The sequence below is a fragment of the Flavobacterium phragmitis genome (assembly GCF_900112575.1).
Classification (GTDB): domain Bacteria; phylum Bacteroidota; class Bacteroidia; order Flavobacteriales; family Flavobacteriaceae; genus Flavobacterium; species Flavobacterium phragmitis.
Window position 1 is genome coordinate 102,217 of the sequence record NZ_FOMH01000006.1, and the last position, 15,779, is coordinate 117,995.

Below are 15,779 nucleotides of genomic sequence, written 5' to 3' on the forward strand. Positions count from 1 at the left end.
AAAATAGCCCATACTCATAATGATTACGGGCTATTTTACAACCAAACTTAAACTTAAACTTAACTTAACTCTTTATTTTCCTCTGAATTCAACTTTTGAAATTGTGATCCCATCTTTGGTAAACGTATTACCTCCAGAACGGATTAGTAAGTAAATTTTTCCTGATTCAGAGAATTTTACTACGTTCGAAACTGTACCTGTTTTGTCGTTTTTTACACACCCAACTACAGAAAGCATCCCTGAGAAACCTGCTTTTGCACAGCCATCCCAAGTACTTAGTCCCATAACTTTATTGTCTTTGTATTCAACTCCAGATTGTGGAACCGATTTACCCGCATACACTTCAAGCCAAGTTTCATCAGAACCACTTGGACTGGAAACTTTCATATCAATTGTATATTCTTTATCTTTTACAACATCAATCGCCTGATAAATTCCTTCTTGTGCCCATCCGCCAGAAGAGTGAATTGTTGCACTATTATTAGCAAATGACCAAAAGGCGGCACCTGTAGCACTTAAGTTTAACACTGTCCACTTTGCCTGATCTGCAGCTGTTGTAAAAGAACTTCCTTGAACTAAATTTCCTTTTAAAGGATCAGAAGTTGCTACTACTAAATCTTTTGAAACTGTTGCTTTGCCCCCTCCTGCACCAATTGCAGTGTGCACAATAGTATAAATTCCGGCGTCTGGCAAAGAGATTTCTTGCTCCATTTTACCTACAAACTCTCCTGCACCAGTGTCCCATAAAGATTTCATAACTCCTTTAGGCTGTGCGACTAATTTATACGTGTTTACTTTTCCATCTACTGGAGTAATTGTAAAAGAAGCGTCAACATTATCATTTGTTAATCCATTATTAACAATAGAATCATCTGGCTGGCAACTAGTTAAACCTAATACTGCTGCCATAAAAAACAACGCCGAAAAACTTTGTCTTTTTGTTATATTTATTTTCATGTGATTTCGTATTAACTAATTAGTAATTAGGATTTTGAACAAGTTTAGTATTCTCTAAATCTTTCTGTGGAATTGGCCAAATTTCATTTTTACCAGATACAAATCCGCTGCTAGAAAGTACAGAAGCCGCTTTGCCTGTTCTAACTAGGTCAAACCAGCGGTGTCCTTCACCAGCTAATTCTAATCTTCTTTCGTTTGCAATCGCATCTAGTGATACTGGCACAGAAGCCAATCCAACTCTAGCTCTTACTGCATCTAATAAAGCTTGTGCTCTAGCACCAGTTCCTCCTAAAGCTTCGGCCTCCATTAAATAAGTATCTGCTAAACGAATCGCGTAAGTATCTTGTTTGTAATTTAAAGCTTGTGCTCCACCACCCTGAGAGGTATCAGAATTTAATGGCATAAATTTCTTTAAGAAATATCCTGTATCTTGATCCCCTGGTGCATACTTAGCTTTTCCAGAAGCTGTCAAAGCACGCAGATCAAAAATTGTAGCATTAAAACGAGGATCTCCTTTTAAAGCATCATATAAACTTTGAGTTACTGGATTAAAACTCCATCCTGAGATATAATCTGGTAGCGTTTGGTCTTCTCTGCCATATCCTCTTGGTCCCACCATGATATTTACAGAATTCCCTTCGTCGGCTCCACCGCCCCAGAATCCCCAGTCTGCATTACTTTTATCTGTATGCATAATTTCGATAATAGCTTCTGAGTTGAATTTATTACTGATCACCCATAAATCTGAAAAATTACTTAGTAATTTATAACCATAAATGCTGGTTCCTCCCGGCGTACCGTTTACCTCTGCAAATTCAGTAGCAGCTAGAGAATTTTTTCCTTCATATAAATAAACTTTACCTAATAGAGCTTGTACAGATCCTTTAGAAAAACGTCCTGCTTCTGTTGCTATGTCGATAGTATTTGGCAAAGCAGCTTTAGCTTCAAGTAAGTCTTTTTCAATTTGTGCATATACTTCTTCTGGCTTAGACTGTGTAATAGTATAAGTCTCTGCCGGTGAAATTGGCGCCGTAATTAATGGTAAGTTTCTAAAAGTTCTAACTAATTCAAAATAGTAATATCCTCTCATTGCTTTTGCTTCGGCTGCAAAACGAACTTTTTTAGCTTCGTCCATTTTTACGCCAGGTAATTTCTCTAATAGGATGTTTGCTCTAGCAATACCTTGAAAAAAGTCTCCCCAGAAACTTCTAGGCATATTAATTTTATCTATTGTATAATTATCAAAAGCATGAATACCGGCTCCATCTCCAGGACCTCCTCCTCCAGCATAAAAATCATCTGAACCCGCATTTAGCATACAGATCATATTTTCAAAACCTTTGGACTGTTTGCCCATTATATCATAAGCAGCAATCAATGCTGAATAGGCTTCTGTTTCATCTTTATAATAATTGTCTACTAATGGCAATCCTTTTGGATCTACTGTTAAAAAATCTTCACCACAAGAAGTGCTAAGAAGCAGCAATCCAACTGCGATAAATGAATATCTTATATTTCTAATTTTCATGATTTTAAATTTTAAAATTGTAAATTAACCCCTAACATCACAGTTCTAGCTTGTGGATAATATCCTTTATCAATACCTAAAACTCCTCCACCAATTTCTGGATCATAACCAGAGTATCTTGTAAATGTCAATAAATTTTCGCCTGTTAAATAAACCCTAGTTTTTGAAAGTCCTGCTTTTGACACAACATCACTTGGCAGATTATATCCAATTTGTACTGTTTTTATTCTCCAGTAATCCCCATCTTCTAAGTAAAAATCTGAAGGGCGTGAAAAGTTTTTGTTGTTATCAACAGAAGACAAAATGGGATAAGAATTAGTAGAACCTTCTCCTGTCCAGCGTCCTAATGCAGATGTTTGATAGTTAGCATCTGTAATATCTAGACGACGAAGTCCTTGGAAAATTTTGTTTCCTATTGCTCCTTGCGTAAAGATTAATAAGTCAAAGTTTTTATAATCTAAATTAAGTGTAAAACCGTACGTGTATTTTGGAAGTGGGCTTCCGATAAAAGTTTTATCATCATCATTAATTTGTCCATCTCCATTAAGATCCTGCCATCTAAAATCACCTGGTCTTGCATCTGGCTGGATTAAACCTCCACTAGCATTTGTGTAAGCATTAATTTCAGCTTGATTTTGAAAAATACCTTGTGTTTTAAATCCGTAAAAAGAGTTATATGACTGTCCAACTTGTGTTCTTGTAACTGCTCCCATATTTTGGAAAGAAGCATCTCCAGAGATAAACTGAATTCCTTGTCCTAAATTCGTAACTTCATTTTCTAAATAAGAAATGTTTCCACTTATGCCAATGTTAACTTGTCCAATTTTTTTGCGATAAGATAATTCTAAATCAACACCTTTATTTTGCATATCTGCAATATTTGCAGATGGTCTTCCAGGGCTGCCAACGTGTCCAGGTAAATCGATATCCTGTAAGATACCTTTTGATTTTTTAATATAAAAATCAGTAGTTAAAGAAAAATCATTAAACAATGTAAGATCAAATGCAACGTTAGCCTGGCTCGTTTCTTCCCATTTCAAATCTGGGTTAGCAGGTGCATTTGGGCTGTTTCCAATTACAACAGAACCTTGGTTTCCAATTGTATAATTTCTGCCTGATCCAATTGTAGGCAAGAATTTGAAATCTCCGATAGCGTCACTACCTGTTATACCGTAACCTCCTCTAAATTTCAATTGTGTAACTACTTTGTTTTCTGGCCAGAAATTTTCTTTTGTTGGAACCCATCCTAAAGAGAATGATGGAAAAGTTCCATATTTATTATTTTGACCAAAACGAGAAGAACCGTCACGACGAACAATACCAGTCACCAAGTATTTTTCTTTATAATCATAATTTAATCTTGCAAATAATGAAGTTACTTTATGCTCATACCCATCGTAAGCCGAAGCAGTAATATCGTCTGTAACCGCACCAGAATTAAAAGTAGCTTCATCAAAATTAGTTGCTGGCAAGTTTTTATAAGTAACCGTAGATCCAGAAGTAATATTATCTACATAAGCTCCTTGTCCAACTAATACAGAAAAATTGTGATCATCAATTTGTTTCGTGTATGAAATTGTGTTTTCAATATTCCAGCCAAAACCTCTGTTGTTGTTTCTAGTCAAACTATTATTTGGATTAATAGTAGAAGAGTTGAAATAAAATACCGGAGTGAAACTTTCTGCTCCCCAGTACGCTAATTTACCTCCTAAAGTACTTCTAATTTTTAGGCCTTTTATAGCCTCTAATTCTAAGTAAGCGTTTCCAACAAAATTATCAGCCCATCCATAATTTCCTAATCTTGTTTGAATATAAGCCAATGGATTACTCATTTCTTGAGTAACTACTTGAGAAATACCATATGGATTTCCGTTTGGATCTCTCAAAATATAATTTTGATTGTATGGATATCCGCTTGCAACAGCTGGATCAGTAACGATTGCAGGTGTAGTTGGATCTAAATTGATTGCAGAACTTAATGGTCCTCCATATTCATTATTGGTATTTCCAATTCCAACATTTTTTTCGTGAGAGTAACCTAAAGTTTGACCAAAAGTTAATCCTTTTACAATTTTATGTGTTGAGTTTAAACGAATATTTTTTCTGTTGTAGCTTGAAATTGGAGTAGCTACAATTCCTTCCTGATCTAACAATCCAAAAGAAACATAAAAAGTCGAAACATCATTTCCTCCAGATAAGCTTAATTCATGACCATATTTCTGAGCATTGTCATTAAAAATCGTTTTTTGCCAATCTGTACCTGCTCCATAAGAAGATGGATTTTCATAAGGAAGTTTATATGGCTTGTTAGGATCTGGAGTGTAACCATTTGCATATCTTTCATTCATCAAAGTAGCATACTCTGTAGCATTAAGCAAATCTAGTTTTCTCGCTGCTGCTGAAAAACCTGTATAACCATTATAATTAACTGTCATTTTTCCAGATTTCCCTTTTTTAGTAGTAATAAGGATAACTCCTGCAGCCGCTCTTGCTCCATAAATAGCTTGAGATGCCGCATCTTTAAGAACCTCCATAGAAGCAATATCTGATTGATTTAAATAACCAATACCGCCTGCGTCGACAATTACACCATCAACTACCCATAATGGTTCGTTGTTGCCAAAAGAAGTAATACCCCTTACACGTATTGTAGAAGAAGATCCTGGCTGCCCTGCATTTGCTGCAATAGTAACCCCCGAAACCCTTCCCTGAAGGGACTGCTCAACTCTTGTAATTGGCAAATCTTCCAGGTCGGAAGCTTTTACACTGGAAATTGCTCCAGTAACAACAGATTTCTTTTGAGTACCGTATCCAACCACTACAACCTCATTTAAAGATTGTGATTCTGGTTTTAATTGAATTGAGATTTTTGTTCTACCATTTACAGCTTCATTTACTGTAGTGTAACCAATAAAGGTAATTGTTAAAGTTCCGTTTGAAGGTACTTGTATCTGAAACTTCCCATCAAAATCGGAAGCTGTTGATTTAGTTGTACCTTTTAATAAAACTGTTGCACCTGGAACAGGCATTCCACTTTCATCGCTTATCATTCCATTTACTGTGACATCCTGAGCCACAGCTATAACCGAGAATAACAAAGATGAAATACAAAAAACAAGTAATTTTGTTAATTTCATTTTTCTAAAAATTTTGGTTAATTAATTAGTAATTCGATGCAATACTAAAACTAAATTTTTGTTTTTCGTATTTATAAATCCATACAAAAACACATCAAAATGAAAATTTTAATATTATAAAAACACATCAAAAAAAATATAATAAATTAATAATCAATCATTTACAAAAACAAAAAATAGTACTAAAGAAAAGTTAATTTTAAAAATAAACACTACATAGATTTTTAAATATAAATTAGACGTAAAATTTATAAAACTACAACGTGATAGTAGTACAAACAATTACGTAAACACTTATTTTACAAACATTTAAAACCAAAACAGCTATAAAAATTCCTAAAGAACCAAAACAGAGAATATGATATTTTTACCTTAGTTTTTTTTCATTATTAATAAAAATTTTAACGGAGGAAAATTCTTATTTTTATATTTTTATATAGGTTTTACTTACAAAAAAGTATTTTTACATATCGTTTTTTTAGGTTATTTTCATTGTGAAGAAGGGTAAAATTGATTTTTAAATACACTTTTGGAAGATGTAATCCCCAACGTCTCTGATTTACTCCCAAAAAACATCAGAAAGAAAGTTTTAGCTAGGTACGTTTTTATTTTTAATGATTGCTTTCAGCCTCTCACTCTCTTAAAAGGAAAAGATTTAGGATTTCAAACAAAAATGTAACTAAACAAAGCGTTTGTTATAGCAGAATGATATTAATTGTCTTTTGGATTTTAAGGCAAATTAATATTGCATAAGTGCTTTCTAATCAAATAATTTCTGTTGACAAACCAAACAAGATCAAAAATGGGCAAGAAAAACGATGATATTAAGACTGAAAACTAAATAAAAGCCCTGGTTGGGACTTCAATAGAAAATACAAGCTTAAAACAGATCAAAAAACGAATTATTAGTGAATACAGAAGACAATTAAACAGAGAAATAATGCATCTTAAAGTTCATTAAGTTATAAACAAAAAAATAGCCCATAATCGAAATTATGGGCTACCCAGGCAATAAACTTAACTTAAACTAACCATAGTAGTTTAAACTTTCTATTATTTTACTCTATGTCGTTTGAGTAAAATAAATAATGTTTGAAAATTCGAAAAAGGAATGTTTTAATCTTCCTTTTTCGAAGATAACTAACACAAAATATTATTGAGGTTTATAAACAAATGTCCATCCTGTACCAGCATCTTTTAAACTTCTTGGCACATATAACACTAATTTATCTTCTGTAAGCGTAATAATATTATATTCATTAGCTGTATTACCAGCTTCATAACCTAAAATTTTTGAACCTGTAATAAACAGTTTTTTATTAGCAATATCTAAAACAAAACTTCCTTTTTCTGCAGCTGCAGAAGCGGTTTGATAGTGATTATAGTTTGCGGCACCATTTAAATCAAAATGCATGCTTCCAGCTACATCAAGAGGAGGACAGCAATCTCCGGCATTCCACCATGCACTCATCGCAGAATCTGGGTTATCTGGGGGCGACATAAACCAATACATAGCACCAGTACCTGCTGCTCCATCAAAAACCCATGTTTTTCCGGCAGAAGTATTCGTACTTACTAAGTCATACCAATCTTGATCTAAAGGCGTATCTAATTTATCAATTTGCGCATCTATGGTCTTGGTAAAAAATTCACCTCCTAAAGTCCCTACAAAAGTAAATGTAGATTTACCAGGAATTGGATATACAAGTGTTATTTCATTTGTCAGAGCTTTGCCTAGGTTATAATCCCAATAACCAGTAACACCTGGTGTATCCATAGTCAAAGTAATTTTATTACCTCCAGGAGTGCTGTGGGTTACTTTTAGATTAACCCCTGCAACATCTGTTGAATTTGTCAAATGCTGTTCATCTACAATTGGGTCACATGCCGAAAAGACCAGCATAAACGCAGCAATTAATAAATATTTTATATTATAAATTTTCATCTTTCTAATTATTAATAGTTACTAAATATTACCAACCCGGATTTTGAGTATAAACTCCATTTAACACCCTCATTTCTGTTTCTGGAATTGGAACCAATCCTTTAGTTTCTGGTCTGTATTTAACACTGTAATTAGCATCCACACCAGAATTTCTAACCTGGATTACATCATTAAATGCACTGTCAACATCACCCCAGCGTACCAAATCAAACCAGTGCAACCCTTCAAAAGCCAATTCATGTAAACGCTCATCTTTAATAGCTTCCATAGAGTAAGCAACTGGACCTAATTTTGCACGTGCTCTAACGGCATTCATACCATCTGCCGTTTTAGTAATTTCTGAATGCATTAATAATACATCTGCGAAACGCATGTAGATAAAATCCTGAGCATGCATCAACTGCATATCTGTATTTCCCCACGCATACATTTGAACAAACATACCCACATTTGAACCATTCCTATCATGCTGAATTGAACAGTATTTTTTATTGAAATATCCTGTTTCATGATCTCCTTTATCCTTAGCATAAGTAGCTGTTCCCTGATCTGCTCTTCCAACTTCTAGGATAGAACCACGTTTTCTTGGATCAAGATCTGACCATCCACTATATAATTTAGGATTGATAGTGCACCATCCCCATCCTTCACCAAAAGGAACTAAAGAGTTACCACGCATAGAGCTAAATAAAGCAAGCCTATTAGTATAGATATTACCATTTGTCCAGCCCCAGTCTCCAAATGAGAATCTTTGTACAAACATTGATTCATAGTTTCCAGTCCCAAAAGTTGGACTAATACCGTCTTGTCCAACCCATGACAAATTTTCTGTTGCTGCCCAAGGCAGTACATTATTGCCTGCATTTTTGTTTACATAGGAATATGGCCAAAGATTTCTAAAATCTGGAGTTAATTTATGACCACTATTATTGATGCAATCATCTAAGTAAGCAGCAACCTGCGTTCCTGTTATTGTTCCTCCACCTACAAGAGGAAGATCAGTAGTAGCCTGCTTTTCTATATTACTCATATATCCAGTATAGAATAAAAAGACACGTGCCATATAAGCCTCTGCAACCCACTTATTAGCATGTCCATATCTTGCTGTTGGAATACTTGTAAAAGGTGTCGCTGGCATTGTCTCTATGGCTGCTTTTAAATCTGAAGCAATTACTGCAAAAGTTTCTGAATAGGTTGATCTAGCAGCATATCGATCTGCATCATAAGTCATAATAAGAGGTACTCCTCCAAAAAACTTGGCCAATCTAAAGTAAAAGAAAGCTCTCATAAACAAAGCCTCTCCTAATGCTTGTTTCTTAAAACTATCTGCCTCTGCAACAGTGCTAAAATATTTAGAAAAATCTGCTGTTTGGAGCGACTCTATAATAGCATTAGATCTTGAAATACCATTATAAGATTGTTTCCACATATCATGATAGGTATCTTCAGCAGGGTCTTCAAAATTATCCACCCATTTTGCTGATTTATCATCTGGTCCACCACCACCTAACATCATATTATCCATCAAGTTTGCGGCCATTTGCTCTTCACTATGAATATTTACTGTATAAAGAGCATTGTAAACTCCTGCCATTGCTTCGTCGATATCTGTTGGTGTCTTATAAAAAGTATCAACACTTTTCTCTTTAAGATTATCCTGATCCAGGAAATCATCACAGCTTATCGCGATAAAAATTGCCGAAATTGCTATAATAAATTTTATATTTTTCATTTTAATTTGTGTTAATATTAAAAATCTGCACTTAATCCAAACATTACCGTTCTAGATTGCGGATATAAACCAAGATCAATTCCCGAAGCCCATTGGAAGTTTTCATTATGTCCTCCCCAGCGAACTTCTGGATCCATACCGTCATACTTAGTAAATGTGTATAAATTGTTCACTGCTACATAGAATTTAAGATTAGAAATAAACTTAACATCTTTTAACAGCTCATTGAAATTGTACCCCACCGTTAAATTATTAATTCTCAAATAATCCGCGTCTTGCATATAGATATCAGAAATGTAATTTGTATTTCTGTTTGATACAGAACTTAAACGAGGCATTTTGTTTGAAGTTCCTTCTCCATGCCAACGATCAAAAACATCTGAAGTATAATTCTGTTTAGGCATATCTGCAAAAGATCTGTAGGACTGCATTACCTGCATACCATATTTACCACTCATTGTTGTATTCAGATAAACATTTTTATACTCTAAATTCAATTGAATACCTAATTGGAAATCTGGATTTGGATCTCCCAACATTGTTTTATCTTTTTCATCAATAATACCATCATTATTTAAATCAACAAATCGAACATCACCAGGACGCTGATCATTAAAATACGGCTGTCCAGTTGGTCCTACATACGCATCAACTTCTTGCTGATTTTGTAAAATTCCAGCTGTTTTAAAGCCATAGAAATACCCAATTGGATAACCAATCTGTGCTCTTGAAATTTCAGAAGTTCCTTGTGATAATACATGGCTTGGTCCATGAATGATACCATCAGCATTTGCTACCTTTGTAACTTTATTCTTGTTTGCTGCCCCGCTTAGAGTTAGTCCATATTTAAAATCTCCAATCTTATCTTTCCAGCTCACAGAAATTTCAAATCCTTTATTTTCAATATCCCCACCATTGATGTAAGGAGGTTCTGCTCCAGATGTTCCTGGAGGCTTAGCTATAACCAGCCAGTCTCTTGTTGTTTTATTATACCAGTCGAACGTAACACCTAATCTAGAATCAAATAGACTTGCATCCAATCCAAAATCTAACTGTTCTGATGTTTCCCAACTAACACTTGGATTAGGTACTCTTGCAGGATAAGCAGTTGTTCCAGAAACGGGTTTTGTATCTCCAAAAAAGTATCCTGGAAAAGCATAAGCAATTGTAGATGAATAGTAAAAAGGATCAATAGCCTGATTTCCATTTTGTCCCCAACTACCTCTTATTTTCAAGAAATTAAGAACTTTTGAAGTACTAGACATAAAATCTTCTTTGGAAAGGACCCAACCTGCAGACACAGAAGGGAAATTACCGTATTTGTAGCCGTTACCAAAATTAGACGATCCGTCACGACGTATTACAGCAGAAAGAAGATATTTCTCTTTATAATCATATTGTGCTCTAGCAAAATATGACATAATACCTCCGCCACCAGCAGCTGAATCAAATCCACTTGCACTAATATCAGCTATTGAAGCTGGATTCTTGGTATTATTTAAATAGGCATATCTTGGATCTCCAGGAAATAGTAATCCATTTCGTGAACCACTCATTTCTGTATTTACTGCATTTTTTATTTCTTCAATTCCAATAACCGCATTAACATTATGATTCCCAAATTGTTTTTGATAGGAAAGCGTATTCGTCCAAGTAGAATTAGCTCCAAAATAAGAATACTGTGAAGCACCATCAACTGAGTCATTATATAAAACTCCTAAATGATACACCGGATTCATAGATCTGCCATTTCCAAACCAAGAATCAATACCAAAAACTGATTTAAATCTAAGTCCTGCAACAGGTTCGATTTCTACATAAGCATTTCCTGCAATTTTATAATCTTTAGGATAATTGTAGTTACTTCTGTAATACATTACCGCCAATGGATTTGTTTGGTTAGTAGATAATCCATCTAATGTTGGTGAAAAAGCAAATTCACTGATATTTCTATCAAAAGCAGTCTGCCAATAAGCTGGTTGCAAGGGATTTTGAGTAAGCGCATTATGCAAATCATTACCATAAATATCTCCAGATGATACCCCTCTATTTTGTGTACTTGTGAAAGTTATATTCTCTCCTACAGTAATAATACTATGGCTTTCATTTTTTTTCAAGACCATCTGGCTATTCATTCTTGTAGTTAACCTTTTGTAACCAGCATCTACAATATTTCCACCAATTATACCATCTTGATCGTAATAAGAAACCCCTAATGAATAAGTGATATCCTCACTTCCACCAGTAATATTAAGTGCGTGGCTAACTACTGGCGCATCCTTTTTAGACATCTCATTAATCCAGTTAGTTCCTTTCCATCCATTTTGAAGATTTTGCCAAATCTCTTCGCCATACTGTACTCCCGCACCTGGATAATTGCTTTCTAACCATGAATTATTGGTTAACATAGCATGCCAATCATTTGGTGCCAACCCATCATTTACACGTCCTTCATCCATAATATACATGTACTCTTGCGCATTTAGAGGATCAAGATTTTTGTATATATTCTGAATTCCGTAAAATGAATCGTAGCTAATTCTAGCTGGGCGTCCTTTACGTCCCTTAACTGTAGTAACTAGTACAACCCCATTTGCAGCTCTTGAACCATAAATTGCAGAAGATGCCGCATCTTTCAAAACGTCAATAGACTCAATATCCGACGGGCTCAAATAATCAATGTTTCCAACGGTTACACCATCAACAATATATAATGGATTTGAATTTCCAACTGTACCAAGTCCACGAATAGTAACTTTCGTACCGGCACCTGGCGCACCACTATTTCTTGTAATACTAATACCTGGCGCAATTCCTTGAAGCGCTTCCATTGCAGTTCCTGTATTTAACTCCTGAAGTGTTTCTCCTTTAAAGTTCGAAGAGGCACCAGTAATCAAAGCTTTCTTTTGGGTACCGTATCCAATAACCACTACTTCATTTAAACTTTGAGATACTGCTTTAAGTACAATATTAAGCTTTGTCCTTCCGTTTACTGCCTCATTAGCAGTTTCAAAACCAACGAAACTAACAACCAAAGTTCCATTTGATGGAACACTAATCTGAAACTTCCCATCAAAGTCAGACGCAGTTGCTTTATTAGTTCCTTTTACTAAAATTGTTGCCCCTGGGACGGGCAATCCGCTTTCGTCATTAATTGTCCCCGTTACCGTCACATCCTGAGCAAATGCGATAACTGAAAACAGTAAAGACGAAACACAAAAAATAAGTAATTTTGTCAATTTCATTTTTCTAAAAATTTTGGTTAATTAATTAGTAATTTGATGCAATTATAATGTTAAATTTTAATAATGTAGAATTAAAATTCTTTACAAAAACACTTCAAGCTAAATATGATTACACTACAAAAACACAACATTTATTTTTTAATTAACTAATTTACTGTAATTTAGATTTGAAAAAAAATTGTTATAAAAATGTTAATTATAAAAATCGTATATTACATAAGTTAACAGACAACTACAACGTTGTAAAATAAAAATAATTTAAAAAAACAGATTTAATAAGATTGAAAAATCAACAATCAAATAACATAATACAGCATTTATAATAAAAATACATTTAAAATTTTATGAAATTCATAGTTACCCCATTTATAACTATATTACTATTTTTCATACAAAATATAGGACTGTGTCAGGTAAAAAACATTGGAATTCCAGACATAAAAAACTACAAAAGATCAGAATACAAAGGAGGAACCCAAAACTGGAGTATCGATCAAGATAAAAACGGCAATATTTATTTTGCCAACAACAGCGGTTTAATACAGTTTGACGGCTCAAACTGGCATAAATATTCTCTACCTAATAAATCGGAGATAAGAAGCTTAAAAATCGATGCTTTGGGAAGGATTTTTGTTGGAGGAAATAATGAATTTGGATATTTTAAGATTGATGAGAAAGGAATTTTAAAATACCATTCTTTATACAACTTACTAAGTCCTATTGACAAAGAAAATATCAACTTAATCTGGAGAATCCACATTTTTAATGGAGAAGTTATTTTCCAATCTTTCTCTAAGGTATTTTTCTTAAAAGGAGAAAAAATCACCACATTAAATGCCCCACATAAATTCCAATTTTCTTTTTTGGTAAAAAATCGCCTTTATTTTCAAGATAAAACTCTAGGCGTATTAGAATATAAAAACAGACGACTTACAGCTGTAAAAGGCACAACTGTCTTTAATGACAAGGAAATCTGGTCTCTTTTTCCGCTTCCTGACAATCGCTTAATGTATGCCACTTTAGAGAAAGGACTTTTTGTATCTGAAAATGGCGTAATAAAACCTTGGGATACCGAGGCGAATGATTTTATAAAGAAAAACACGTCTCTTGGCGGTTCTATAATTAAAAATAAATTCATCGTACTTAATTCTGTACTAGACGGCGCTATTATCTGTGACTTAAGCGGAAAAATAATACAACACTTAAACAGACAAAAAGGAATACAAAACAACACCATTTTAGCGTCATTTGTTGATAATAAAAATAATATCTGGTTGGGACTTGACAACGGTATCACTTTTATAAACGAAAACTCTCCTTTTTCGTATTTTGATTATAGTTACAACATCGGAACAGTTTATGCTTCAACAACATTTCAAGGCAATTTGTACGTTGCTACAAATCAAGGTTTATTCTACCATCCGTGGGGAAACACTTTTAAAGACAGCCCATTTATAAGAGTCGAAGGAACAATTTCTCAGGTTTGGAACATCCAAGTTCTAAACGACGTATTAATCTGTGCCAGCAACAGCGGCGCTTTAATTATTGACAAAAATCGGGTTTCGAAAATACTAGATACTAAAGGATATTTTGGATTCAAAAAAATCCCAAATCATCCTGATTATATTATAGGAGAAAGTTACAACGGTTTTTCTGTTTTCAAAAAATCGAGCTCAGGATATGATTATTTGCATCAAGTAAAAGGTTTTGATGAGACAACCAATAACTTTTCTGTCGAAATAGATGAAAATTATTTATGGCTGAAGAAAAATCCATTCTTATATCAGGTAAAATTGTCAGATGACTTAAAGAGATTTGATTTCATAAAGAAACATGTTAATATATCAGATAAATACAAGGGAATTAACAGCCTTCAAAACATTAACAATAAAGTTTACTTTCAAGTGAACAATCATTTTTACAGATATTCAGTTGAACAAGAGGTATTTTTTGAAGATAAAAAAATCACCAATTTATTCAAAGGAATCCCTACCATTAACACATTAATTGAAGACCCTTCTGGCAACTTATGGTATGCATTTAATGAATCACTAGGGGTTTTAATTAAAAATAAAAACGGAAGTTATGTTAAAAAACAGGCTATATTCTCCAATTTGACAGGAAATTTAGTTAACAACTATGTTTCTGTAAATGCAATTGATCCTCAAAACATTTTTATAGGATTAACTGATCGATTGGCGCATTATAACTCGGACATCCCAAATACTTTTATGGCTAAACCAAAAGCATTCATTGAAAGCTTTTCCTTCCCAGGAGATACTATTCTAACAGGTAACCTTATCAGTAAAACAGAGTCCTACAACCTTCCATATAAACACAATCGCGTAAAATTTACTTTTGCATCGCCTACTTATGAAAATCAGGAAAATGTGATGTACTCCTATAAATTAGAACCATTTGAAGAAAACTGGCGAAACTGGTCTTCCACAGCCATAAAAGAGTACACTAATTTAAGAGAAGGCAATTATGTAATGAAATTAAAAGCCAGAAATAGCTACGGTATAGAATCTGATATCAGCGAAGTTGAATTTACGGTATCCCCACCTTGGTACAGGCATTTCCTAGCTTATTTATTCTATCTTATTCTTGTATTATTGGGAGCTTATCTTATCTCAGTTCGAATTAAACTTAAAATTAGAAAAAACAGATATTATGAAACCATTGAACAAAGAAGATTATATTTAGAAAAAGAATCCAAAATTAGACACGAACAGCATGATTTGGAGAAAGAAATTGAAAAACTAAAAAATGACAAACTCCAAATCAAAATCTTAGCAAAAGACAAAGAACTGGTAAACAATTCATTACAAGTTGTCAAAAAGAACAAAGTATTAAATGGGATTATTCACAAACTGAAAGATATTGACACCAATATTCTAGACGAAAACACCAAATCTGAATTCAGTAAACTGCATAAAAGTATCGTAAAAGAAGTCAATACCGACAAGAGCTGGAAAGACTTGGAAAAACATATTAAAAATGTGCATTTTGAATTTTTAAAGCGTTTAAAAGGGCAATACCCTACCATTTCTCCAAGAGAATTAGACTTATCCACTTATTTATTAATGAATATGTCGACCAAAGAAATAGCCGAAATCATGAATATATCAACAGGTGGCGTTGAACTAGCACGTTATCGTTTAAGAAAAAAACTAGGTTTAAATAAAAAGGAAAACTTAATTGGATTCTTAATGACTATTTAAAAAACGAAAGC

At 33.8% G+C, this 15,779-nt stretch carries 7 protein-coding genes; 1 reads left to right on the forward strand and 6 read right to left on the reverse strand.

Annotation, left to right across the window (positions count from 1 at the left end; all coding sequences use genetic code 11):
* Positions 1–72: 72 nt before the first annotated feature.
* The 6 genes from BM289_RS12035 to BM289_RS12060 all read right to left on the reverse strand — a co-directional run bounded on the left by BM289_RS12035 (position 73) and on the right by BM289_RS12060 (position 12,544).
* Complete coding sequence (locus BM289_RS12035) at positions 73–957, reverse strand: hypothetical protein (RefSeq protein WP_143102074.1); 885 nt, start codon at positions 955–957, stop codon at positions 73–75.
* A 19-nt stretch (positions 958–976) separates the two neighbouring features.
* Positions 977–2,485: a RagB/SusD family nutrient uptake outer membrane protein gene (locus BM289_RS12040; protein WP_091493656.1), complete on the reverse strand. Its 1,509-nt coding sequence runs from the start codon at positions 2,483–2,485 to the stop codon at positions 977–979.
* Positions 2,486–2,496: 11 nt separating this feature from the next.
* Complete coding sequence (locus tag BM289_RS12045) at positions 2,497–5,622, reverse strand: SusC/RagA family TonB-linked outer membrane protein (protein WP_091493660.1); 3,126 nt, start codon at positions 5,620–5,622, stop codon at positions 2,497–2,499.
* A 1,153-nt stretch (positions 5,623–6,775) separates the two neighbouring features.
* The gene (locus BM289_RS12050; RefSeq protein ID WP_091493663.1) at positions 6,776–7,567 is read right to left on the reverse strand and encodes a hypothetical protein; all 792 of its coding nucleotides are present in this window, start codon (positions 7,565–7,567) and stop codon (positions 6,776–6,778) included.
* 28 nt (positions 7,568–7,595) lie between these two features.
* Positions 7,596–9,299 (reverse strand): RagB/SusD family nutrient uptake outer membrane protein, encoded by a 1,704-nt coding sequence (locus BM289_RS12055; protein ID WP_091493666.1) that lies wholly within the window; start codon positions 9,297–9,299, stop codon positions 7,596–7,598.
* Positions 9,300–9,316: 17 nt separating this feature from the next.
* Complete coding sequence (locus BM289_RS12060; protein ID WP_091493668.1) at positions 9,317–12,544, reverse strand: SusC/RagA family TonB-linked outer membrane protein; 3,228 nt, start codon at positions 12,542–12,544, stop codon at positions 9,317–9,319.
* Between the two features lie 344 nt (positions 12,545–12,888).
* Between BM289_RS12060 and BM289_RS12065 the strand changes: the two genes are divergently transcribed.
* The gene (locus BM289_RS12065; RefSeq protein ID WP_091493671.1) at positions 12,889–15,768 is read left to right on the forward strand and encodes a helix-turn-helix and ligand-binding sensor domain-containing protein; all 2,880 of its coding nucleotides are present in this window, start codon (positions 12,889–12,891) and stop codon (positions 15,766–15,768) included.
* Positions 15,769–15,779 lie beyond the last annotated feature (11 nt).